16 protein-coding genes and 1 pseudogene are annotated in these 24,388 nt (G+C 67.8%); 5 read left to right on the top strand and 12 right to left on the bottom strand.

Annotated elements, in window-relative coordinates; translation table 11 throughout:
* Positions 1 to 66: 66 nt before the first annotated feature.
* The 7 genes and pseudogenes from G6O54_RS27825 to G6O54_RS38940 all read right to left on the bottom strand — a co-directional run.
* On the bottom strand, positions 67 to 1,896 hold the full coding sequence (locus G6O54_RS27825) for a UbiD family decarboxylase (protein ID WP_165230812.1): 1,830 nt from the start codon (positions 1,894 to 1,896) through the stop codon (positions 67 to 69).
* 49 nt (positions 1,897 to 1,945) lie between these two features.
* Positions 1,946 to 4,954 carry a S8 family serine peptidase gene (locus G6O54_RS27820; RefSeq protein WP_165230809.1) on the bottom strand — a complete coding sequence of 1,003 codons (3,009 nt, stop codon included), beginning with the start codon at positions 4,952 to 4,954 and terminating at the stop codon, positions 1,946 to 1,948.
* 330 nt (positions 4,955 to 5,284) lie between these two features.
* Complete coding sequence (locus G6O54_RS27815; RefSeq protein ID WP_165230806.1) at positions 5,285 to 5,581, bottom strand: hypothetical protein; 297 nt, start codon at positions 5,579 to 5,581, stop codon at positions 5,285 to 5,287.
* A gap of 351 nt (positions 5,582 to 5,932) precedes the next feature.
* Positions 5,933 to 10,024, bottom strand: a complete 4,092-nt coding sequence (locus G6O54_RS38580; protein WP_165230803.1) for a HEAT repeat domain-containing protein — start codon at positions 10,022 to 10,024, stop codon at positions 5,933 to 5,935.
* Positions 10,025 to 10,066: 42 nt separating this feature from the next.
* Entirely contained in the window at positions 10,067 to 11,599 is a 1,533-nt protein-coding gene (locus G6O54_RS27805; RefSeq protein ID WP_165230800.1) for an amino acid permease, read from the bottom strand.
* 204 nt (positions 11,600 to 11,803) lie between these two features.
* Positions 11,804 to 12,649 carry a WD40 repeat domain-containing protein gene (locus G6O54_RS27800; RefSeq protein ID WP_165230797.1) on the bottom strand — a complete coding sequence of 282 codons (846 nt, stop codon included), beginning with the start codon at positions 12,647 to 12,649 and terminating at the stop codon, positions 11,804 to 11,806.
* A 39-nt stretch (positions 12,650 to 12,688) separates the two neighbouring features.
* Positions 12,689 to 12,976: pseudogene (locus G6O54_RS38940) on the bottom strand (hypothetical protein); the annotation flags it as partial.
* 187 nt (positions 12,977 to 13,163) lie between these two features.
* Between G6O54_RS38940 and G6O54_RS27795 the strand changes: the two are divergent.
* Entirely contained in the window at positions 13,164 to 13,922 is a 759-nt protein-coding gene (locus G6O54_RS27795; protein ID WP_165230794.1) for a CAP domain-containing protein, read from the top strand.
* Between the two features lie 10 nt (positions 13,923 to 13,932).
* On the opposite strand, the gene G6O54_RS27790 is transcribed toward G6O54_RS27795, so the two are convergent.
* The 4 genes from G6O54_RS27790 to G6O54_RS27775 are packed head-to-tail and all read right to left on the bottom strand — an operon-like array spanning position 13,933 to position 17,314.
* A complete protein-coding gene (locus G6O54_RS27790) occupies positions 13,933 to 15,063 on the bottom strand; it encodes a lysylphosphatidylglycerol synthase transmembrane domain-containing protein (protein ID WP_250847124.1) in 1,131 nt (376 codons plus the stop codon).
* On the bottom strand, positions 15,063 to 15,659 hold the full coding sequence (gene hisB / locus G6O54_RS27785) for an imidazoleglycerol-phosphate dehydratase HisB (RefSeq protein ID WP_165230791.1): 597 nt from the start codon (positions 15,657 to 15,659) through the stop codon (positions 15,063 to 15,065). The genes G6O54_RS27790 and hisB overlap by 1 nt, the downstream gene beginning before the upstream one ends.
* Before the next feature lie 31 nt (positions 15,660 to 15,690).
* The gene (gene hisC / locus G6O54_RS27780; RefSeq protein WP_165230789.1) at positions 15,691 to 16,734 is read right to left on the bottom strand and encodes a histidinol-phosphate transaminase; all 1,044 of its coding nucleotides are present in this window, start codon (positions 16,732 to 16,734) and stop codon (positions 15,691 to 15,693) included.
* A 19-nt stretch (positions 16,735 to 16,753) separates the two neighbouring features.
* Positions 16,754 to 17,314: a GNAT family N-acetyltransferase gene (locus tag G6O54_RS27775; protein WP_165230786.1), complete on the bottom strand. Its 561-nt coding sequence runs from the start codon at positions 17,312 to 17,314 to the stop codon at positions 16,754 to 16,756.
* A gap of 227 nt (positions 17,315 to 17,541) precedes the next feature.
* Between G6O54_RS27775 and G6O54_RS27770 the strand changes: the two genes are divergently transcribed.
* The 4 genes from G6O54_RS27770 to G6O54_RS27755 all read left to right on the top strand — a co-directional run bounded on the left by G6O54_RS27770 (position 17,542) and on the right by G6O54_RS27755 (position 20,290).
* Complete coding sequence (locus G6O54_RS27770; RefSeq protein ID WP_165230783.1) at positions 17,542 to 18,495, top strand: L-lactate dehydrogenase; 954 nt, start codon at positions 17,542 to 17,544, stop codon at positions 18,493 to 18,495.
* A 162-nt stretch (positions 18,496 to 18,657) separates the two neighbouring features.
* Positions 18,658 to 18,834 (top strand): hypothetical protein, encoded by a 177-nt coding sequence (locus G6O54_RS27765; protein WP_165230780.1) that lies wholly within the window; start codon positions 18,658 to 18,660, stop codon positions 18,832 to 18,834.
* 79 nt (positions 18,835 to 18,913) lie between these two features.
* On the top strand, positions 18,914 to 19,477 hold the full coding sequence (locus tag G6O54_RS27760; RefSeq protein WP_439650281.1) for a CHAP domain-containing protein: 564 nt from the start codon (positions 18,914 to 18,916) through the stop codon (positions 19,475 to 19,477).
* A 6-nt stretch (positions 19,478 to 19,483) separates the two neighbouring features.
* Positions 19,484 to 20,290 carry a phosphatase PAP2 family protein gene (locus G6O54_RS27755; RefSeq protein WP_165230774.1) on the top strand — a complete coding sequence of 269 codons (807 nt, stop codon included), beginning with the start codon at positions 19,484 to 19,486 and terminating at the stop codon, positions 20,288 to 20,290.
* 113 nt (positions 20,291 to 20,403) lie between these two features.
* Here the strand turns inward: G6O54_RS27755 and G6O54_RS27750 are convergent, their stop codons facing one another.
* Positions 20,404 to 24,309, bottom strand: a complete 3,906-nt coding sequence (locus G6O54_RS27750; protein ID WP_165230772.1) for a PAS domain S-box protein — start codon at positions 24,307 to 24,309, stop codon at positions 20,404 to 20,406.
* Positions 24,310 to 24,388: the final 79 nt, after the last annotated feature.

Here is a 24,388-nt window from a genome sequence, read left to right as displayed (position 1 = left end):
CGGAGGGACATCCACCGGGGGCGCGGGAGGGCCACGGTGGGATCGCTCGCGGTCGGCGGACGAGAGTCAGAAGATGCCGTGCAGCGGACCCCCGGGCGCGGCGAGAGCGTCCACCTTCCGCTCGACGTCGGGATCCTCGACGAGCGGGGGGGCATGGTGCGGCTTGGACCGTGCGTCGATGACGAGCGGGCCGCGGCAGCCCCAGTGTTTCTGCTCGGTGAAGGCGTCGATGCCGTCGATGTCGGCGGCGGGATTGGACCGGGTGAACGTGACCCAGAGGAAGTTCCGGAGGTTCCGCGCGGTGAACTCGCTGTCGTCCGCGATCACGATCAGGGGGAAGCGACGGATCGGGTCGTCCGGGTCATGCTCCCGGCAGAAGGTGCGAACGTGATCGTTCGTTGGGGTGAAGGCCGGGCCCCCGACGACCAGGACGCCGGGCAGGGCGACGCGTGGTCCGCCGAAGCCGTCGGGCAATCGCAGCGACGGTGGGAGTTCACCGGGTAGCTCCCGGCGCCGCGGCCCGGCGGCGGCCATCACGACCTTCGAGCCGGCGTTGAGGCCGTGGCCCGAGTAATCGAGCGTGTCGATGGTCGTTCGGGTCTGGAAGTGCAGGTCCTCGGCCCAGTCGATCCGCTCGAGGAGATGCCGCAAGAATGCCGCGATGTCGTGGATGGCGAGCGTCGGGTCATCCTCCTCCGCGGCGATCAGGAGGTATTTCGCCAGGGAGAGCTGGCCCTGGCCGAGGATGGCGTTGGCGACGGTAAGGATCTCCTGGGGCCGGCGGACCGCGGCGTAGGGGACGTATCGTTCGCTGGCGATCGCCAGGAGCAGAGGGTGCACGCCGGCGTCGTCGACCGCGTGGACGGCGCGGGCCCCGGGGACGACCGTGGGGATGATCGGGCCCGTCAGCTCGTGGATGAGCGCCCCGAAGGTCGTGTCTTCCTGGGGAGGGCGCCCGACCGTCGTGAACGGCCAGACGGCGCCTCGGCGGTGGTGGACCGCCTCGACGCGGACGAAGGGGAAGTCATGGGCCAGGCTGTAATACCCCAGGTGGTCGCCGAAGGGACCTTCCGGCTTCCGGGCGTCCGGATCGATCGTGCCGCGGATGACGAAGTCGGCCTCGGCCGGCATCGGCAGGCCGCCTGGGACCCGGACCATCGCGGGCCGGCGTCCGCCGAGCGCACCGGCGAACATCAGCTCGGAGAGCCCCTCGGGCAGGGGCATCACGGCGGCGACCGCCAGGGCCGGAGGGCCGCCGACGATGATGTTCACCTGCAGCGGCTCTCCCCGGCGGATCGCGGCGGCGTGATGGATGCCGATCCCCCTGTGGATCTGGTAGTGGAGACCAACCTCCCGGCCCGGCTCGTAGCGATTGCCGGAGAGCTGAACTCGATACATGCCGAGGTTCGCATGAGAAAGTCCCGGGCGGTCGGGGTCCTCGGTGTAGACCTGGGGCAGGGTGACGAAAGGGCCGCCGTCGCCGGGCCAGGACTTGACCGCCGGGAGGTCGAGGACCGTCGTGAGGCCGTCGAGGATCGGGCCATGTTTCACGATTCGCGGGCGGAGGCTCCAGAGAGTCCGCGGGACTGCGCGGAACTTCCAGGGGGAGCGGGCCGCCGCGGCCGGATCCGCCTTCAGCTCGACGAGCTGGCGGACGGCATCCAGGGTGTCTCGGAAGAGGAATCGGGCCCGGTCCATCGTGCCGAAGAGGTTGCTCACGGCGGGGAACGGCGAGCCCCGGACGCGACGATGGAGGATCGCGGGCCCCCCCGCCTGATACACTCGCCGTTGGATGGCCGCGAGCACCAGGCAGGGGTCGACCTCTTCCTCGATCACGACGAGCTGCCCGGCCCGTCTCAGATCCTGAAGGCACTCGGCGAGCGACCGATATCCCATATCAAGAGACACCCTCGGGTGAGCAAACTCCGCCCGGCCGCCGCAAGCCTCAACCGAAGAAGAGGCCGCCGATGACGGCGTTGGGCCCGGCGGTGCGAGTGACCCGGAACTGGACGTGGCCGGAGACCTTCCAGGTCAGGTAGACCCCGTTCTGGAACCCGGAGATGGTGCGGGTGTCGAGGACCGAGCCGGTGGTCGGGTCGACGACCTGGACCTGCTCGGCGCGACCCGCCTTGTCCCAGTCGAGGGCGTAGAGGCTGACGGAATGGGCCAGGCCGTCGGAGATCGAGACGTCGAGGGTGAACGAAGTCGGGCTGTACCAGGTGGCGGCGACGCGATTGTTCGAGCCCGGCATGAGCGGGGCCCTGGTGTCGGTCGTCGAGGCGGCCCAGGTGTAGATGTATGCAGAGGCGACGCCGGCCGTGGTATAGGACGGGAGAGAGAGCACCCCGTTCGGGAAGGAGTAGCCGTCCTTGCCGTAGGTCCCCTGCCAGCTCCCGGATGTCGTCGCATCCGTTGATGAGAATGCGGCGGCGGTGCCTCCCGAACCGAAGAAGAGGCCGCCGATGACGGCGTTGGGCCCGGCGGTGCGAATGACCCGGAACTGGACGTGGCCGGAGACTTTCCAGGTCAGGTAGACCCCGTTCTGGAACCCGGAGATGGTGCGGGTGTCGAGGACCGAGCCGGTGGTCGGGTCGACGACCTGGACCTGCTCGGCGCGACCCGCCTTGTCCCAGTCGAGGGCGTAGAGGCTGACGGAATGGGCCAGGCCGTCGGAGATCGAGACGTCGAGGGTGAACGAAGTCGGGCTGTACCAGGTGGCGGCGACGCGATTGTTCGAGCCCGGCATGAGCGGGGCCCTGGCGTCGGTCGTCGAGCTGGCCCAGGTGTAGAGGTAAGTGCCGGCGACGCTGGCCGTGGCATAGGTCGGCAGGGCGGAGACACCGTTCGGGAAGGAGTAACCGTCCTGCCCGAAGCTCCCCTGCCAGTTCCCCGATGTCGTCGCGTCCGAGGAGGAGAATGCGGCGCTGCCTCCCCCCTTGGGCACGTATCCGAAGAAGAGGCCGCCGATGACGGCGTTGGATCCCGCCGTGCGAGTGACCCGGAACTGGACGTGGCCGGAGACCTTCCAGGTCAGGTAGACCCCGTTCTGGAACCCGGAGATGGTGCGGGTGTCGAGGACCTTGCCGCTGTTCACGTCGACGACCTGGATCTGCTCGGCGCGGCCGAGTCCATCCCAGTCGAGGGCGTAGAGGCTGATGGGATGGAGGAGTCCATCGCTGATGGTCACGTCGAAGCTGAATGTGGTGGGGCTGTACCAGGTCGACGCCTTGCGGTTCGTCGAGCCGGGTAGGAGTGGGGCCCTGGTGTCGGTCGTCGAGCCGGCCCAGGTGTAGAGGTAAGAGCCCGGGACGCTCACCGTGGCGTACGACGGGTAGGAGGTCGAGCCGGCGGGGAACGAGTAGCCATCCTGGCCGTAGGTCCCCTGCCAGTTCCCGCTCGTCGTCGTGTCGGTGGACGTATACGTGGCCCTGCCGGCGGACGGGTCGGTCAGGGCCGCCCCTGCATTGAGGATCCCCCCGGTCACGGTCTTGCCGACGACGGCGGAGTCGGCCGTCGTCGTGGTGAGGATTCGCTGGATGATCTGGGAGTACGTCCAGGTCGGATGGAGGGCCAGCAGGAGCGCCGCGGTGCCCGCGACGTGCGGAGTCGCCATGGACGTGCCGCTCATGCTGGCGTAGCGAGAATTCGGGTAGGTGCTGAGGATGCCGACTCCCGGGGCGGCGATGTCGACGCTCGTCGCGCCATAGTTCGAGAAGCTCGCGAGCGTGCCGTCGCTCCCGATCGCGGCCACGGAGATGATGTTGTCGTTGGAGTAGCCCGACGGGTAGTTCGGCGTGACGTCGGTATTCGCGCCGGAATTCCCGGCGGCGGCCACGAAGACGTCCCCCTTGCCGGCGGCGTACGTGATCGCCGTGCTCAGGATGGAACCCCCATCGCCGCCGCCGTAGCTGTTGTTCGAGATCCTGGCCCCATGGTCGGCGGCATACTGGAGGGCCGACGCGGCGGCGAAGTCCGACCCGTTGCCGGTGGAGTCCAGGAACTTGAGGGGCATGATCTGGACCCGCCAGTTGATCCCGGTCACGCCCGTGCCGTTATTCCCGATCGCACCGATGGTCCCCGCCGTGTGCGTGCCGTGGCCGTTGTCGTCGAAGGGATCGTTGGTGTTGTTCACGAAGTTCCAGCCGACGAGGTCGTCGAGGTGGCTGGTGTCTCCGTCCTGCGAGACGCCGTCGGCCCACCCCCCCAGGCCCTTGTCGGTTCCGTCGGCATTCTTCTGCATCGGCGCCAGGATGTCGGATGCGTCGATCCGGCCGTCGCCGTTGATGTCCGTGATCTTGCCGGCTCCCTGGTCCGGGTGCGACCCGTCCGCGGCCGTGTAATTCAGGTCGTAGAAGGTGATCAGCCCATCGCCGTCGAAGTCCTTCAGGTTCGCGAGTCGAGTCGCGGGGATCTCCTGCTGGTTGATCCAGATATTCTGATAGAGGTCGGGATGATTGTAATCCGCCCCGGTGTCGAGGTCGGCGACGACGACCGACGTGGCCCCGGTGGTCGTATCCCAGGCCGTGGTCGCGCCGATGCCATAGGTGCCGCTGAGCCCCCACATCGAGCCATTGGCGAAGGACGGGTCGTTGGCCGACTGATCGATGCTCAGCGCACTCGCCCGTTCCACGTACCCGAGGCCCCGGGTCCCGGCAAGCCAGGATGACATCCGAGTCAGGACGTCATCAGGGCCCGTCACCTTCATGACCTGCGGCAGGCCGGACTGGGACACGGAGACGTCCTTGTCCGCCAGCCACGCCGTGAGGGTCGCGGCCGGCAGGGTGTCGAGCTGCACGAGCAGCGGATACGCCGAGCTGGAGCTTGCGGTCAGCAGCTCCCGCCGCTCCAGGGCATCGAGGTTCAGGATGAGGGATCTCGCGACAGGGCGATCAGACGACGACCGCCATCCTCTCCTGCAAGTGCGATCGATGACGAGCCGTCGTGGCAGGCGCATGAAAGACCTCTTCGGTGTCGACCGTTTCCGGCCGAGGCTCGACCGGAGCCGCTCATCGTTGGTGGTGCGTGGTCTTGAATTCTGGTGGATTCGGGGTTGAGACGAGGCGATCAGGACCAGCCATGTTCGCCTGCGCTGGCCGTACTTTCAACCCGATTCCACCAAATTGCCGTCGCTCCGCGACGGCCTTCTCGCACCGACTCGTGGCCGGGAGGGGAGGCGGATGAGATGCACCGAAGGACATGCAAGCAAATCTATCCTTTGGAAGCGGCGACTCCAGTTATCTATGGCCGAGCGCAGATCATGCGATTGCGGTCGAGCTCGGATCGGTCAACCGGCTTTTCGAACGGGCATGCGGTACGCGTCGGAAAGCTCCATGCGAAGGCGCTGCATGATCGCCGAGAAGGTCTCTCGTTCCTGCTCGGTTCGCATCCTCTGGATCGTGAGATTGGCGACGTTGCCGATCTGACCCCAGACCGTACCGAAGGGAATCCCTGCGCGTCGGGCCCTCACCGCCAGCCGCCAGCAGCTCCTGATCAGAAAACGCTCTCGGCTACGGGTCAGGCCCGGAAGATCGACGACGAAGACTCGTGCCCGGATCCGGTCCAGCAGCCAGAAATCGGTCATCCCATCGGCTCCCAAGTCTCGATGCGATGTAACGAGAGGCCCGACGCGTCACTTCTGTCGCCTGCCCGCCGCACGGGGACGCAACGAAGCCCGTGGTGAGTCCATCCCGCGGCCCTGCAAACGCCCGGGATCGGTGGCGGGGGATAGCGTTTAAATGCGGAACCGGACCGGGAGGGAAGGCCGAGTCCCGGGGATCTGGGAGGGAAGAGCCCTTCACTGACCCGACCCGGGCAATGAGGTGTGCGCCGGGACGAGCATGAGGCGAATCATAAGAACTCTTCATGATTCCGTCTACAGGAATTCAGAGTCCGTCGCGAATTGACGAGATTTCGACCGTGCGGCTCCCCGCCGTCATGGCCGTTTCGTGCCGGTCGTGTTTCGTATCCAGTCCAGGATCGACCCGGAAATCGACTCGTCCTCGCCGTCCCAGCGACGGCCGCCCGCATGCGTCATGCCCGTCGGGCTGGCCGAATCCGGGAGCCCGACACCGGCGGGACTTCGCGGCTTGCGGACGAACAGGCTGGATTCCGGCCGGCCCGGATTGATCACCTTGAGCACGGAACGATAGTTGATCATCAGCCCTTCCGCGTCCGGTCCCCCCCCGTCCCTGGGCGGCACGATCCGAAGCACGGCGTGGCTGCCGTGGCAGCTTGCACAGGACTGGCCGTCCGCCGACGGCCGGTAGAGCAGGGGATTGATCCGGAGGCGAAAGGTCTCCAGGTCCGGAGGGGGGCTCGCCGCGAGATTGACGTCCGCCTCGATGCGGGCGGGATCGGCGCCGGCTGCGCGAAGCATCGAGAGCGCCCTGTCCGCGAGCGCCGGGTCGGCCGAGACGGCCTTCACGCGGCGGGCGATGGCCGGGAACCGAGCGGCGAGGCGATGGTGCCGGGCCAGGTCGAGCGCATCGGACCGGACCATCGCATCGGGATCGAGGAGCAGGCGGCAAAGGTGCTCCTGCGCGTCGGGGAGGTCCCAGAACGCGGTGGAGGACGACGTCAGCACCAGGCCCAACCGTCGGATTTCCGGCGTATCGTCGGCCAGCGCCCCGAGCATGAGCCGCGTCCCCGCCGGCCCTCCCCTGAGCGTCCGGAGGCGGCCCACGGCCTCCAGGGCGTGCTCCCGGACCTCGGGGGACGCGTCGACCGAGGCGCGGCGGAGGATCGACAGCCCCATCGCCTCGGGCTCGGCACGGTCCGGCGGGTCCGGCTGGCTGAAGAGGACATCGAGCGAGTCGAGCCTCTGCTGTTTCGAGGCCCGGGGCCAGGCCCGATCGATGATCCCCAGTCGTTCGTCGCGGCTGAAATCCGCTCGCCCGATCATCGGCAGCAGATCGGCGGCGACCGACGGATCGTTCGCCATCGCGCGGATCGCGTCTCGAATCTCCGGGAGACTCCCCAATCGCAAGTTCCGTCCGATGGCGGCGATCACCGCGGCGCGAGACTCGGCGGAGTTCCCCGACTTCAGGAACGCCAGGAGCCTGGCCATCCGCTTCGCATCGTCCTCCGCGCCGGTGAGGGCGAGGTCGCGTGAGACGACTCCGCGCGCGGCCTCGCGAACCGAGGAGTCCTCGTCCTCGAGGGTGTCGAGGATCCGAGTCTGGATCACTCCATCGGTCGTCCTCGCGGGGAGCTTGAAGAACGCCGACAGCTCGATGCGCCGCCGCCTCGAGACCGGATCCAGCCCCGGATCGGCGAGCAGGGCCTGGAAAGCCCGATCGAGCTCCCGGGCCGGGATCTCGTACAGGAATCCGAACTCCCGGTCGTTGCCGATGTCGAGCGCGGATTCGGGCTGCCGTGCGTAGCCGCGGCCGCCCAGGAACGACCCGTCGAACGCCGCGAGGAGGGCGGATCGCTGCCGCGCGTCGCCCCCCTCGAGTGCCGCCAGGATCGGCGTCAGGAGGGCCTCTCGCTCGACCTCGACCCTGGCCGCCAGGATCCGGTTGCGAAATTCGGGGGGGAGGACCGCGATGCTCCGCTGGAGGCTGATCCCTCCGCCCAGGTTCTCGTCGAGCACGATGTAGAGTCCCTCCACCAGGTTCTTGCGCGTGACCGGATCGAGGGCCTCTCCCATCCGGGCGAGGAAGGTCGCGACGATCCGGCGCCGGAGCCGGTCGTCGTTCGTGCGATAGAACCACTGGCGGAGGGACTTGACGGCGTGGAGACGCGTCAGGAGGTCGCCGTCGCCGGTCCGATCGAGCAGCGTCGTTCCGAGGTCCACGCGCTCATCGAGCCCGGCGAGCTGGTAGGCGAAGATCCTCGCCGCCCCGCGGCGAGTCGCCGGGTCGGGCGAGGTCAACGCGGCGCGGATGGCGTCGATCCCTCCGCCCCGGTTGCCGATCCGGCGGATCGCCCAGGCGGCGGCACGCCAGACCAGCTTGGAAGGATCGCCCAGCGACCGGGCCAGCGGCGCGGACGACTCGGCGCACCCGAGCCGGCCCAGGCAGGCGGCCGCGGAAGCTCGGACCATCGGATCGGGATGGTCGAGGGACCTCGCGATCTCTCGGGCGAACCTGGCTCGCTCTTCCGTGGGCACGTCCCAGAGATCTTCCAGTGCATCGAGCGTCCCGACGACCGAGGCGTCTCGCGGAAGCCGCGCGGCCCCGCCGCTGCGGTTCCCCCACGACTTGCCGGGACCGCCCGCGGCGGGAAATCCCCGCGCCAGGGCCGTCACGGCGTAGAGCGTCTCTCGCATGGGCGTGCGGAAGTTCTCGTGCGTCTCCGTCTGGAACCAGCCACCGAAGTCGCCTTGCTGCGAGAGGAGGTAGCGGAGTGCCCGCGCGATCGCCGGGTGATCCGCGCGGAATCCGGCGGTCATGAGGGCGTCGACGAGCTGGCCGGTCGCATAGACGGCGCTCGGGCCAGGGCCGTCCGACGACTCGTGCCAGCCGCCGTCGGGATTCTGGAGGGCGATCAGCCGGTTCGATTCGCGGCGGATCTTGGCGGCGTTGCCGTCGCGATCCATGAGCGACCAGGCGATGAGTCGGTTGATGCGGTCCTGGAGGTTCTCCGCGCGGAGGTCCGACCGCTGGCTGCCGACCACCGCCGCGAGGTTCGAAGCCGCCTCCGCGTAGTCCTTGCGGCCGGTCCGACGCGCGGCCTCCTTCAGGACCCTCCAGTCCCGCCAGGCCGCACCGAACTTGCTGTCGACGGGGACGACGGCATTCGCCTCGTCCTCGGGCAGCTCCCTCCGATCCAGCCAGGCGGCCTTCAGGAAGGGGGCGAATCGGAGCACGGCCGGTGAATCCTCGCCCGTGATTTCGCGGTCGATATCGGCGAGAATCCCTCCCTGCGAACCCTGGCTCTGGAGCGGCGACGCGATGTATCGCTGCCAGTAGAGCCCGTCCGGTCCGTAGAGGGGCGTAACCGACGAGGCCAGGCGGTCCGCGAGATACTGGAAGGCTTCCCTGTCGCGGATCGGATACCCATTCCGATGGGCCACGAGGCCGGCCTCGAGCGGGAAGCTCGCGGCGTGGCAGGCCGTGCAGCGCGTGCCGGTGTCGTGGATGTTGTCGACGCGGGCGTCGATGCTTCCGGCCCGCGGGACCTGCGCGAACCACGCATCCCCCGCGCCGAGGATGTAATGCAGACCGGCCTCGACCGCCTGCCCGGGATCCTCGTACGGGGGCACGGACATTGTCCGGGTGCGAAGGATGTAGGACGGGTGATTCGCGTTGACCTCGAGGTAGTACGTCCCTCTCGTCAACGTCCGCGTGATGTGGATCGAGTATCTCGCCTTCTCACGATCGTGAATGATCTCCATCGGGTCCTTGCCCGGGAGATAGGGCACCGGGGAATTCGTCCTCGGGTCGATCGAATGGAGCCGGAGATTGGCCGAGACGTCGCGATCGAGGAGATCCAGGTGAAACGAGGCGAGGACCGGCCGGTCGCCGGCGATCTCGAATCGAAACCAGTCGAGGCCAGATTTCCCGTCGAGCGAGCTGGCCAGGTAATCGACGTCGTCGCCGCTGCCGTAGACGTCACGGCCGAGGTCGAGACGGTTCGCCTCCTGCCAGGAGTTGTTGGGCTCGGCCTCGATGGCGGGACGTTCGGCCTCGGTGAGCGGGACTTCTCCCCAATCCACGCCGAGTTCCAGCGCGGGACGATCCCCAGGAGCCGTCCGACGGATCCGAAGCGCCGCATCGCCTTCGCCTCGGGGCCGGACGTGGATCGAAACGTCGGGATCGCCCGCGTGGAGGACCTTGTCCAGGGCGACCGTCCCCGCGAGGCGGAGCTGAACCCGCGTGCCTTCCACGGGATCGGCCGGGGCCCGGATCGAGGCCCCGAACCGGTAGGTGTGCCCTGCCGAGACTCTCCCCAGCGAGCGTTCGATCGTCTCCCCGGGCCGCACCGAGAGCGGCATGCGGTCGCCGGGATCTGCCGCCGGGGAGACGGTCGGCAAGAGTCCGAAGAGGACCATCATCGAGATCGCGCGTGGTGACGTCATGGGGTGCTTCGCGGGGTATTGTTCGCTCCCCCGGGAGGCGGATCAATCGGGCATCGCGGGTTCGGGGAGTTCCTCCCGCAACAAGCTCGCTTGCGGCTCCCTGAGCCGATGGCCAAGCAGCGAGTGCCTCCGGCTGTACAGGAAGTAGATGCAGAGCCCGACGGCCAGCCAGGCGAGGAGGCGGATCCAGTTGTCCCGGCCCAGCCAGAACATCAGGCCGCCGTTGACCAGCACGCCCATGATCGAGACGAACGGGGCGTAGGGGACGCGGAACGGGCGCGGGACGTCGGGGTCGGTCGCGCGGAGGATCCAGACCGCGGCGGATACGATGACGAAGGCGAAGAGGGTGCCGATGCTCACCAGATCCGCGAGGAAGCCGAGGGGCGCGAGAGCCCCGCCCAGGGCCACGATCACGCCGACCAGGATCGTCGATTTCCAGGGCGTCTTGAAGCGTGGGTGGACCTCGGCGAAAAACGAGGTGGGGAGGAGGCCGTCGCGGGCCATGGCCATCAGCACCCGCGCCTGGCTGAGGTTGCCGACCAGGAGCGAGGTCGTCATCCCCGCGAGAATCCCGACCGTCACGAGCCCGCCCGCGAAGAGGAGCCCCTTGGACTGGAGCGCGGAGGCCAGCGGCGCGGACTGCGAGATTTGCTGATAGGGGATCATGCCCGTCAGCACGGCCGCCGTACCGACGAAGAGGACGGTGCAGACCACGAGCGCGCCAAGGATGCCGAGCGCCAGGTCCCGCTGCGGCCTCCGGGCTTCCTCGGCATGCGTCGAGATCGAGTCGAACCCGATGTAGGCGATGAAGATCCGGGCGGCGCCCAGGGCGATCCCGCTCATCCCCGTATCCTTGTGGAGGAACGGCTGCCAGTTGTCGGAGTTGACGTAGAACGACCCGACCCCGATCACCGTGAGGACGACGGCCACGTTGACCAGCACCATGCCCGCGTTGAACCCTGCGCTCTCCTTGATCCCCACGACCAGGATGGCCGTGATGATCGCCGTGATGAGGACCGCAGGCAGGTTGAACCAGGCCAGGGCCTGAGTTCCATCCTGAAGCGTCACCATCTTCTGGACGAAGCTCCTGGTGGCGAAGTCGAAGTCCCAGGGCGGCGACAGCAATCGAGGATCCAGGTGGAGGTGGAAGGCATTCCGGAGCAGAGAATCGAAGTAGTTGGACCAGCCGTTGGCGACGTAGCAGGAGCCGATGGCATACTCCAGGATCAGGTCCCAGCCGATGATCCAGGCGACGAGCTCGCCGAGAGTCGCATAGGCATACGTATAGGCGCTGCCGGCGACCGGGACCATGCTGGCGAGCTCGGAGTAGCAGAGCGCGGCGAAGCCGCAGCCCACCGCGGCCAGCAGCAACGAGACCATGATCGACGGCCCGGCGAATTCACGCGCCACCTCCCCCGTCGAGACGTACAACCCGACGCCGATCGTCGCGCCGACGCCCAGCGCCATGAGCTCGAAGGGCCCGAGCCGCCGATGGAGCCGATCCCCCGAGTCCAGCTCCTTGATGAGCTCGCCGACGGGCTTGCGCTGAAACAACTGCGCGAACAGACGTGGCATTCCGCGAATCCTGTGCTGCATCCCCGAGCGCAGCCCAGCCGGCGGCCTCGATCGAGGCGGACCGGAGCGGCGATGCGGCGTCGTACGCATCGCGGCGGGTCGGGGACGTAGGTAGCCACAGTACGACATTCCGCGCGAGGGGGTAAAGGGATGCGATCGTCGGATCGGACTCGGGCTGAGTTTCCCCGACGCGTCACCTTCGCTTCAGAGCCGGATGACGAGGATGACTCGACAGCCCGGCTCCTCGTATCGAATCCCGTCCTCCAGAACCGAGCCGACGACCGCGACGGAGCCTCCGTCCGGGGCGATCCGCATGGATATGGTGGCCCAATGGTCGTCGATCGGCAACACGACGGTCCGGATGAGTCGGCGTCCGTCCGGATCCCAGAATCTCACACTGCGATCGAGGTGCGCCGTGATGATCTGCCGACCCGCAAATCGGGCGTCGAGCACACGATGGAAATCTTGCCCATGATTCTCCCCGCATAGGATCGCCCGAACGGCGCCGGTGATGCCGTCACGAAGTATCACACGATGGTCACGGCCCGCCGAGACGAGAGTCGAGCCATCGGGGTCGGATGACAATGCGTAGAGCGAATCGCCTCCCAGGCGGAATGACCTGTTAGGCTTGTGGGTGGCGAGGTCCAGCGCCACGAGCCAGCGGTCGTCACCGATGAGTATTCCATCGCCGTGCGTCGGCATCACCATGTGCTCGACGAAGGGCAGGGGCTCGCCGTTCGCCGTCCGCAACTCGTCGGACGCAATCTCGGTCCTTCGTTCGCTGGACGGGTCGAGGAGTAAGATCCCTCCCATGTGCGAGGAGATCAGCGTCTTGCCATCCGGCGTGAAGGCGAGGCGTGCCCCTTCATGGAACCTATCGGAGATCACCGTCCGAACGGCCTGACGGCACCAGTCGATCAGGCCGATCCCCCATCGATCCCGGGGCCCGTCGCCTGCCGTGGTCGCGTCGATCGCTTCGCGGTGAAGTCCGATCGCGGCGGTCGAACCATCGGGAGAGTAGGCCAGCGACGTCGGGAGCCAGATCCCCACGGCCGCCTCGCGGACGATTGCACCCGAGGCGAGATCCCATTCCCGAATCGTCCCGCGCCGGGATGCCGTAGCGATTCTCGAGCCGTCGGGAGAGAAGGCAAAGACTCTCGTACCGTCCTCACCGAGGTCGAGAGTCAGCAGCCGTTGCCGGGGCTCGGGATCAGCCTTGCGAACGGTCGCGACCGGGCCGGCCTCCTCGGCCGGGACGCAACCGAGCAGCGGGACTCCTATCAGGAGCACGAGCCTGGCGAGTGAGTTTCCAGACCCGCGTGCCGACCGGCGGCGTTCGAGGGTGATGACGACAGCAATCGGCGCAGATGGTATCATTCGACTTGTGGCTGGCGTCGATTCCGGAGGGCTCACGCTACCCCCACGTCGCTGAGTTGGGTTCGGCGGGGCCGTCATGGCGGAGGCCCCTGCCGCTCGCAAGTGTAGCAGATCCGCAACGGTCGATCCTCCATTCCGTCGTCTGGCAGCGGCACCTCACCCTTCTCGATTTCGGAGAACAGTCCCCATGCTGACGACGTCCTTGCTCGCGGCGGTGCTCGTGCTCTCTGAAGGCGCCCATGTATCGGCTCGCGCGGGGGACTTCGACGAGCCGGCGAATAAGCCCGACCTGGATCAGGTCGCGAAACTCCTGCTGAAGGAGACCAACGGCTTTCGCAAGGAGCAGGGGAAGGGGGAACTGAAGCGAGATGACAAGCTGACGGCGACGGCCCGGGACTTCGCCCGGTTCATGGCCGAGGACGACAAGTACGGCCACGAGGCCGACGGGAGCAACCCGGGCGAACGCGTCAAGAAGCACGAATATGAATTCTGCGTCCTGGCGGAGAACATCGCCTACGAGTTCAACTCGGAGGGCTTCGAAACCGAGGCCCTGGCGAAGGGCTTCGTGGAGAACTGGAAGAACTCCCCGGGTCATCGCAAGAACATGCTCGACCCGGACGCCACCGAGGCCGGCATGGCGGTCGCACACGGAGAGAAGTCGGGCAGGTATTACGCGGTCCAGGTCTTCGCGCGGCCGCGGTCGGCGGCCTCCTCCTTCGAGGTCGCCAACGAGGCCGGAGAGGCGTTCGAATATGAGCTCGACGGCGAGCACTTCACCCTGGAGCCGCGGTACACGAGGACCCATGAACTCTGCCGGCCCGGGACGCTGAAGTTCGGCTGGAAGGAGTCGGTGGGCAAGGCGGAGTCCTTCGAGCCCGCGAAGGGTGACCGCTACGTCGTCGGCAAGAAGGACGGCAAGCTGCTCGCCATCCGCAAGGCCGGCTAGGATCGGGGTCTTACGGGACCTCGTCACCGACGGTCCCGTCCTCGATCTCCTCTTCGAGGTGATGGGCCTCGGCGGACAGCCCCTTCACCTCGCGGATGTTCGCCAGGTAGACGCACGCGCTGATCAGCCCGCAGGCATACATCAGGACCCGGAAGCCGAGCATGGCGAGCGCGCCGCCGGGGTGGTCCACGAGGTTGCCGATCTGGTCGCTGACACCCTCGCTGAGGCCGAGCGCGCCGAACGGCAGCGGGACGACCATCGTGAAGAGCGTCAGGGGGACCATCAGGAAGTGCTGCCCGAGCGTGGTGGGCAGGCTGTCGAGGAAGAGCATCCGGCTCATCAGGTAGAAGGCCAGGACGTTCAACGAGTGTCCGATCATCGAGAGGAGAATGCCGGCCGCGACCACGTCCAGCCGGGTCCGGTAGGTCGATGACATCGACCTGAGCTCCGTCGCGATGCCCGCGAGCTTGCCGTGGCCTTGCGCCTCGCCTTCCGAAGTGCGTGAGCGGGCCATTCGCGTGAAGACGCCGAAAAGGACCGCGACCAGGAGCAGGAAGCCCGCCCCGGTGGCGATCCAGGCCGCGACGATCAGGCGGCGGATCTCGACCGGGGCCGAGCCCCAGAACACGGCGCCCGCGATGGTCGCCAGGACGAACAGCCCGATCAGGCCGACAATCCGATCGATGATCATGGAGGCCACGGCTTGCGTCTTGCGGATGTGCATGCGGACCAGATAGGCGGCCTTGATCAGGTCGCCGCCGACCGCGCCGGGGATCACTTGATTGAAGACATAGCCGATGGAGCCCAGCAGCATCGTCGACCGGAGCTTGAATCGCGGCTCGATCACGCGGACGAGCAGATACCAGCGAACGTAGGTGACGATCAGGCTGAGCTGGAAGATCAGGATCCCGAGGCCCAGGAGGCGATAGTCGAGCGGGTGGGAGAAGACCTGCGAGATCTTCTCGCGATTCCGCCAGAGGACCAGGCCCAGCAGCGCGAAGGCCAGGACGACCAGGCCGGCGTTGATCGCCGACCCGAGATGGGAACGTCCCGGCCGCCTCTCCGGTTCGACCGGGCCGGGGACGTCGTCCCCGAGCGGCAGGCTCGTCGCTTCGAACATCCCGCTCAGGTCCTCGGGCATCAGAGCACGCCTTTCGTCGAGGGGATCTCGGCCGACCTCGGGTCCGGCTCCGCCGCGTGGCGGATCGCCCGCGCCAGCCCCTTGAAGATCGCCTCGCTGATGTGGTGCGAGTTCCGCCCGTAGTGGAGCAAGACGTGCAGGTTCATCCGACCCTGGGTGCAGACCGCCTGCCAGAAATCGACGACGAGCTCGGTGTCGAAGGTGCCGACCTTCGCGGTCGGGAACGTCGCGTCCCAGGCGAAAAAGGGCCGGCCTCCCAGGTCCACCGCGCAGGTGACCAGGGTCTCGTCCATCGGCAGGATCGCGTGTCCGTATCGGCGGATCCCGGCCCGGTTGCCCAGGGCCCGGTCGATGGCCTGTCCCAGGCAGAGGCCGACGTCCTCGGTGGAGTGGTGGTCGTCCACCTGCGTATCGCCCTTGCAGGCGACCGTCAGGTCGACGAGGGCGTGCCGGGCGAAGAGCTCGAGCATGTGGTCCAGGAACCCCACGCCCGAGGCGATCTCGGACCGGCCCTGGCCGTCCAGGTCGAGCGTCAGGCGGATGTCGGTCTCGCGGGTCTTGCGGACGATCTCCGCGGTACGTTGGACTTCGTTCAAGGCAGTCGATCCTATTGGTCACACGTTTCGGTCAGGCCGTCTCGTTCCAGACCTCCAGCAGGCGGTCGATCTCCGCGTCGGTCCCGATGCTGATCCGCAGGCCCGGCTCCATTCCCTCATACTTCATCAGGCGGACGAGGATCTTCCGCTCCTTCAATCGGGCGAAGGTCGGCTCGGCCGGCGGCCCGCCGGTGGCCCAGACGAAGTTGGCCTGGCTGTCGGGCACGGAGTAGCCCATCTTGCGCAGGGCGGCGGTCAGGCGGCTTCTCGTCGCGACCACCCGGTCGCGCATCCGGTCGTGATAGTCCTGGTCCCGGAGCGCGGCCGTGCCGGCGACCAGGCTCAGGGCGTCGCAATTGTAGGAATCCTTCACCTTGACGAGCTGCTCGACGATCTCGGGCCGGGCGATCAGGTAACCGAGTCGGATCCCCGCCAGGCTGTAACCCTTGCTGAAGGTCCGCGTGACGATCACGTTGGGGAAATCGCGGACCAGGGGGATGGCGTGCTCGTCCGCGAAGTCGCCGTAGGCCTCATCGACGACGAGCGGGCAGGGGAGGGCGGCCGCCAGGTCGGCAACCTCGCCCCGCGAGAGCGCCGTGCCGGATGGGCTATTGGGGTTGGCCAGGTAGACGAGCTTGAGCCCGGCACGAGCGACGTCCGCCGGGCGAAGCTTCCAGTCGGCGGAGAACGGGACCACGTGCTCCCGGCCGTCCTGAATCCGGATCAGGGTCGAGTAGAGGAGATAGCTCGGGGTCGGATACGCGGCGATCTCCCCCACGCCCACGAAGGCCCGCGTGAGGATGGTCAGGATGTCGTCGGAGCCATTGCCGGCCATGATCATGTCCGGCGAGACGCCGTGGAGATCCGCGGCGGCGCGGCGGAACTCGGTGGCGAGGGGATCGGGGTAGAGCCGCAACCGATCCCCGATCGCGTCGGCGAGGGCCGAGATCACCCGCGGAGAAGGCGGATAGGGGTTCTCATTCGTGTTCAGCTTGATGAAACCGCCCCCCTGGGGCTGCTCGCCGGGCACGTAGCCCGCGAGGTCCAGGATGTGCGGCTGGAGCGAGGCGTTCATTCCGAAGTCATCCTTCGTATCAATCGGCCCGATGGCCTTCTTCGCCTCGAGCGATCGGCGGCGCCGTCGTCGCCAGGCGTTCGAGGGCTGCGTCGTCGATCCGGTAGATGGTCCACTCGTCCATTGGCCGCGCCCCGAGCGATCGGTAGAAGCCGATCGAGGGGGCGTTCCAGTCGAGGACCGACCATTCCAGCCTGCCAAACCCGCGGTCGCGGGTCAATTTGGCCAGGGTCGCGAGCAGGGCCTTGCCGATCCCACGGCCGCGGTGGGCGGGCTGGACGTAAAGGTCCTCCAGGTACAACCCGGGCTGGGCCCGGAAGGTGGAGAAGGTCGGGAAGGCCATCGCCAGCCCGACGACGACGCCCCCCACCTCGGCCACGAACGTCTCCGCGTAGGGCCGGGATCCGAAGAGGTTGCGGCGGAACGACTCGGGCGTCGCGACGGCGAATTCCTCGAGCTTCTCATAGACAGCCAGCTCGCGGACGAGGTTCACCAGGGCCTCCGCGTCCTCGATCCGCGCGGGGCGGATCGCGAAATCGGGCACCCCCGGCGAAACCGGATCGGGAACATCGAGGTCCATCGCGCGGGTTTCCTCTTCGGATGGGCGGCCAGGAGTGCGAGCGACGACCACGAGCCTGACGGAGCCGTTCGGACGCGGTGCCATCATACCGGCTCCTCGGCGGCGAGGTCACCGGGCGCCGGGACAAATTGGAGCCGGCGAGGGATCGATGCGGACTTCCCGTCGAGTCGTTCGGAGGCGTATAGTGGCCGGCGAATCGACCACCACCTCCCGATGGGACCCAGGACATGACCGGATTGCCGCCTCGCAACAAGGTTGGCCTCGTGGGAACGGGGATGGTCGGAGCGTCATTCGCTTACGCGCTCATGCAGTCGGGCGTGGCCAACGAGTTGATCCTGATCGACGCGGATGAGGCCCGTGCCGAGGGCGAGGCGATGGACCTCAACCACGGCATGCCGTTCGTCAGCCCGATGCGGATCCGGGCCGGCGGCTACGACCTGCTCGCCGGCTGCGACCTGACGGTGATCACGGCCGGGGCCAACCAGCGACCGGGCCAGACGCGGCTGGAGCTGATCCAGAAGAATGCGGGGGTCATCCGGGACATCGTGCCGAAGGTCGTGGCCGCCAATCCCAGGGGGACGATCCTGGTCGCGACCAACCCCGTCGACGTGCTCACCGAGATCGCCGCGGAGGTCGCCGGACTTCCCCCGGGCCATGTCTTCGGCTCCGGGACCACGCTCGACACGGCCCGGTTCCGATTCCTGATCGGCGACTACTTCGACATCAACCCGCAGAGCGTCCACGCCTACATCCTCGGCGAGCACGGCGACAGCGCGGTGCCGGCCTGGAGCATGGCCAAGATCGCCGGCATCCCGATCGCCGATTTCCTGGGCCGGGACGGCCGGCGTGCCGACGCAACGGTCATGCAGCGGATCTACGAACAGACACGAGACGCGGCCTACGAGATCATCCAGCGCAAGAAGTCGACATACTACGCCATCGGCCTCGCCCTCCGCACCGTCGTGGAGGCCGTCCTGCGGAACGAACAGACCGTCCTCACCGTCTGCAGCCCGATCCGGGGACTCTTCGGCATCGACGGCATCTCGCTGAGCCTCCCCACCATCGTCGGCCACGGGGGCGCCGAGACCGTTCTCCAAAGCCCCATCAGCCCCGCCGAGATCGAGCTCCTCCGCAAGTCCGCCTCGATCCTCAGGGAGATGTACGAGTCGGTCCGAGCGTGAGCGGGATTTCGCAGCAACGATGCCTGCATCCGCGTCGTCGCCGCCCGTTACATCGCGAGATCTCGTCAAGAAGAGGGCCTGGACGGCGGTTCGAGTGCGGCATGTAAATTGCAAGGAGATTGGGCGGCAACAGAACCGGAAGCCCTTTCGAGGTCGATTTCCATGAGCACGAAGCCCGAGATTCGAGTGACCCTCTCTCGCGACCTGCTCAGCCATCTCGAGCGAGAGGCCGACGAACGCGGTGTCTCCCTGATCTGGCTGATCGCCGGGATCGTCTGTGATACTCTTGAGAATACGGAGTCTCCGGGCGTCGCGCCGGCCGCCTTCGCGGCGTGCTGACGAATTGCCATCTGGCGCCCGGGGGCTCGCGAACGCCGGCCAGATCCCCGCTTGACGGCTCCAGGCTCCGGGCGAGTTCATGTTCACTCTTCTTCTCGTTCTCTTCCTGACAGACTCGCCGTCGGTCTCGGATCGGGTCGTGGAATATGCACGGTCCCAGCTCGGGAAGAAGGTGGGCGACGGCGAGTGCACCACGCTGGCGGTGCAGGCCCTTCGCCGATCCGGTGCGAGACGCCCGGACGCGAGGCGCGGCATCTGGGGAGACGAGGTCCCGTCGCTGAAGGAAGTCCAGCCCGGCGATATCCTCCAGTTCGAGGACGTCGTCTTCTTCAAGCGGCGCCGTCGCGCCGACGGTGCGATCCTCACTCAGACGCTGACGTTCCCCCACCACACGGCGATCGTCGTCAAGGTGCAGGGGAAAGGCTCGAGGTGCGTCCTGACGATCCTGCACCAGAACACCGGTGTGGACGGCGAGGACGAGGAGACGCGGCGACTCGTCAAGGAAGGCTCGCTCGAGCTCGCCACCATGCGATCCGGGACTCTTCGCGCGTACCGTCCGGCGGCGGAAATTGTGCCAGAGGACCAGGCGCAGGATCGTCCCCGCGCACGGAGATCGACCCCCGCGAGGGACGACGAAAGGTAGTGGAACGTGGGCCAAATTGTCCGTAAGCACGTCCACTCGTTGCGGGCTCGCCTGGCGGCGGCAGACTGGCTGATGCTGGCCGCGCTCCTCGTCGGGATGCTCGCCGTCTGGGGCTTTCTGGAGATCGCGGACGGAGTTGCCGAGGGGTCCACGCGGCGGTTCGACGACTGGTTGATCCTCCGCTTGAGGCATCCGGACGACCCGAGCCGGCCCATCGGTCCGATCTGGTTCGAGGATGCGGTCCGGGACCTGACCTCGCTCGGGAGCATCTCGATCCTGACCCTCGTGGTCGGCGCGGTGGCGGGCTATCTCTGGATTCGGCGGGAACGGTTCGCGCTGGCCATCCTATTTCCGGCCACCATCGGCGGCCTGCTGGCAAGTGTGGCGCTCAAGGCCGTCTTCAACCGGCCCCGGCCCGATCCCTCGCTTCGCCTGGCGACGGCCTACTTCTCGAGCTTCCCCAGCGGGCACACGATGAACTCCGCCGTCGTCTACCTGACGATCGGCCTCATCCTGTCGAGGTTGATGACGAGCGCACGCCTACGCGCCTATTTCCTGGTCCTGGCGTTCTTCCTCACACTCGTCGTCGGCCTGACGCGGATCTATCTGGGCGTCCATTACCCGACGGATGTGCTCGCGGGTTGGGCCGCGGGCGTGACGTGGATGGTGGCCGTCTGGCTACTGATTCGGCGGCAGAGGATACCGACGAATCAGCAGTCGGATCGCTCCGTCTCCCGGACCGATATTGGACCGTCTCCGGATGGAGTGGAAAGCGCCAGTATGCAGGACGCTTCGAGCCGGCGATTGGGATGAGCGGGGCCGGAAGGAGGCTTGGGGATGACCCGAAAGAGGCCGTTCCTGAAGTCCGTCAGGCCGGCGCGGCCCCCCCGTCCAGGGACCCCGGTCTCCGTCCCGACCCGGTCGCGTCAATCATGAATTTTCGTCCCGATGCCCGCCCGCTGCTCGAGCGATTCCACGGTCAATCCGTCCACGCCGGCCAGGATCTCGCGGAACATCGTCCCGAGTCGATCCGCCGCGGCGCGCGAGCCGTCAATCCGGCCCTCGGCCGCCTCTTCCTCGATCCGGCAGGCGAGGTCGCCGGCGGGCGATGAAAAGGCGGAAACCATGCCGGCGATCCGATGCGCGACCTCGCGAATCGCCGCCGCGTCGTTCCGCCGGATGGACGCCGTCAGCTCCTCCAGGCGGGCGGGCGCGGCCTCCTGGAAGAAACGGCACATCTCGTCGAGCAACGCCTGGTCCTCGCCGCAGGCCGAAAGGAGTGGGCCCGGCGAGAGGACCGAGCTGATGCCCGAGGGATGGGGCACGGCCGTTGACCGTCCGCGTCCGGCCTCTCGCGACCGGTCGATGGCGCGGAACAGGTCGTCGGTCCTGATGGGCTTGGACAGGTACTCATCCATCCCGCTCGCCAGGCAGAGGTCGCGGTCTTCTCGCCGCGACCTTGCCGTCAAGCCGATCACCGGGAGGTGCCCCCCGGCGGCGGCTTCTCGCTCCCGGATCGCCCGGATGACGTGGAAGCCGTCGAGCTCGGGCATGTGGACGTCGAGCAGCATGAGGTCGAACTCGCCGGGGCGTTCGAGGGCCAGCTCGAGCGCCTCGCGGCCGTTGCCGGCCTGGCGGACGGAATGCCCGCGGCGCGTCAGGAGCCGGTCGAGGTATCGCGAGTTGAACTCGTCGTCCTCCGCCACCAGGATCCGCAACGAGGACCGGGCGAGAGCCGGCGACGTCGCCCCGGCTCCGGCAAGGTGCCGCCGCCCTTCAAGGTTCCTCGGCCGGTCGAACGGGAGCGTGAAGCGGAAGGTGCTGCCGCGGCCCGGCTCGCTCTCGACCGTGAGCTTGCCGCCCATGAGGGAGGTCAGGCGTGAGGCGATCGAGAGTCCCAGGCCCGTCCCCCCGAATCGTCGGGTGGTCGACGTGTCCTGCTGCTCGAAGGCGCGGAAGATCCGCTCCTGGGCCTCGCGCGGGATGCCGATACCGGTGTCGATCACCTCGAACTTGAGGTGGACGTGATCATCGTGGGCAGGCTTTCGACTCGACGGAATCGTGCCGATGCGGACCGTGACCCTGCCGGCCTCCGTGAACTTGACGGCATTTCCCACCAGGTTGATGAGCACCTGGCGGAGCCGGCCGGCGTCGCCGAGCAACGCGTCCGGGACGCCCTCCTCGACGTCGAGGCGGAGGTCCAGCCCCTTCATGGTCGCACGGGCGGCCAGCACCCTGAGGGCGTCGCCGACCGTGGCCCGCATGGCGAACCCCGAATGGTCGAGCTCCACCTTGCCGGCCTCGATCTTGGCGAAGTCCAGGAGGTCGTTGACGATCCCCAACAGGCTCTCCGCCGCCGACCGGGCCGCGCCCAGGCACTCGCGCTGATCGTCGGAAAGGGGGGCATCCAGCACCAGCTCCGTCATCCCGAGGATCGCATTGAGGGGGGTCCGGATCTCGTGGCTGACGTTGGCGAGGAACTCATCCTTGGCCTGGCTGGCCCCCTCGGCCGCCTCCTTGGCGCGACGGAGCTCAACCTCGAGCGCCTTCCTCTCCGAGATGTCCTCGATGACCGCGATCGCGTAGGCCGGCTCGCCGGCCGAATCGCGCTGGAGCGAGACGCTGAGGTCCACCCAGACCGTGCCTCCTCCTTTCCTCAGGTATCGGCTCTCGAGCGAATAGCAGGGGCTCTCGCCGCGCACCAGCGCGGCGAAGGCGCTGAGCTCCCCCTCCAGGTCGCCGGGATGGGTCACGTCCCAGAAGGTCCGGCGAGCCAGCTCCTCGCGGTCGTAGTTGAGGATCTCGCAGAGGATCTCGTTGACGCGGAGCCAGCGTCCCCCCAGGTCCAGGTGCGCGATGCCGACCGCCGCATTCTCGAACGTGCCTCGGAACCGGATCTCGCTCTCGCGTAGGGCCGCCTCGGCGGACTTCAGGTCGTCCACGTCTACGAGCACGCCGGAGAGGCGGTCGACGTTCCCGTCGCCGTCCCTTGCCACCGTGCCGCGGAGGAGCATCCAGTGGTAGGTCCCGTCTCCGTGCCGGATCCGCCCCTCGCCGCGGGACTCCCTGGCTTTCCCCTCGAGGCAGGAGCGGAGGACGGCCTCCATCGCATCCCGGTCCTCGGGATGCCAGAGCGCCTTCCAGGAGGCGAAATCGGTTTCCGACGGGCCGTCGGCGCGGCCGAGTTGCTCGAAGACGTTCAGGTAGCGAACCTTGCCCCCCTCGTAACCGCCCGCCGACAGGTCGATCTCCCAGATGCCCACGTTGGAGCCGCGCATCGCCAGGTCGAGCCGCGCATTGGCCCGCCGCAGGTCGCCCTCGAGCTGCTTCCCCTCGGTCACGTCGGTGCAGGTTCCGAGCCACCGGGTGATCCGGCCATCGGCGTCGCGCATCGGCACGCCGCGGGTCTTGAACCATCGGTAAAGGCCCTCGCGGTCGCGGATGCGATATTCCACGTCATACGGGGCCCGTCCGGCGAGCGCCTCCTCCCAGTGTCGGCGAGTGGGCTCGCGGTCGTCGGGGTGCAGGACCTCCATCCATCGCCAGCCCAGGAGCTCTTCCTGCGGCTTCCCCGTGAGCTGGGTCCACTGGGTGCTGAAGGTGTCGCAGGAGCCGTCGGGGAGGGCCGTCCAGACGAGCTGGGGGAGGGACTCGGCGAGGGTCCGCAGCCGCCGCTCGCTGAGCCGAACCGCCTCTTCCGCCGCCTTGACCGCGGAGATGTCGCGGGCCACGCCGAAGGTGCCGATCACCTGCCCCAGGGCGTTCCGGTAGGGCATCTTGGTGGTGGAGACCCACCGGGTCGTGCCGTCTCGGAAGAGCTCGTTCTCCTCCTTGTTCACGATGGCCTGGCCGGTGGCGAGGATCCTCCGCTCATCCTCGAGCGCCGGGCGGGCGTGCTCCTCCGCGAAGAAGTCGAAGTCGCTCTTGCCCACCGCCGCCGACGGGTCCGCCAGGTCGAAGCACGCGCCGAGCGCCCGGTTGATGCGGAGGAAACGGCCCGCGTCGTCCTTGAAGTAGATGGAGTCCGGGAGGTTGTCCATCAGGGTGTGGAGCAGGTGCCGCTCCACCCGCAGGGCCTCGATCGCCTGGTTCCGCTCCGTGACGTCCTCGGCGATCCCGGCCAGCTTGGAGTTCCGGCCCTCGTGTCCGCAGATTCGATAGGCCCGGCTGCGAACATGGCGGAGGGAGCCGTCGGGCCGGATGACGCGGAACTCCTGGTCCGTGAACGAGCCGCACCGCCAGGCCCGGATGCCTTTCATGAGCCGCTCGCGATCGTCGCGGTGGACGCCGGCGAGCCAGGACCTGGGATGCTCGCGGAGGCTCTGGCACGACCGTCCCCAGATGGCCTCGTAGCCCGGGCTCACGTAAGAGAAGCTCCGCTGGGGGTCCCAGAGCCAGAAGACCTCGCGGATCGTCTCGGCCATGCGGCAGAAGCGGTCCTCGGTCTCTCGCACGGTGGCCACGGCCCGCTCCTGCTCCCGCGCCACCAGCTTGCGACGGGTCTCGTGGAGCGAGCCGATGATGCTGCTGAGGATGGCGCCGATGACGATGAAATAGGCCAGCGCGATCAGGTCCTCTCCGTCCTTGCCGACCAGGGCGTAGCGCGGGCTGAGGATGAAGAAGGCGGAGGCGATGCCGCTGACGACCGTGGCGATCAGGCCACCCCGCATCGAGCCCGCGTAGGCGGCTAGGATGATCGCGGGCAGGAACCAGAGGTTGGGCAGTCGGTTGCCGAGGATCGGCCAGAGGGGCCAGCGGATCGCGACGAGGATCAGCGGTGCGAGGATCGCCAGGCCGTAGGCACGCCAGGTCGATCGCGGTGTGTCGTGCATTCCGACCTCGAGGCTTCGACCACAACGTCAGGGGCGGCGCGGGGGGACTCGGCCGATCCCGCGCGACATGGCCGGCCGC

The sequence above is a fragment of the Aquisphaera insulae genome, assembly GCF_011064615.1.
In the GTDB taxonomy this organism is placed as follows: Bacteria; Planctomycetota; Planctomycetia; order Isosphaerales; family Isosphaeraceae; genus Aquisphaera; species Aquisphaera insulae.
This window is presented reverse-complemented; position numbering and strand designations above follow the sequence as displayed.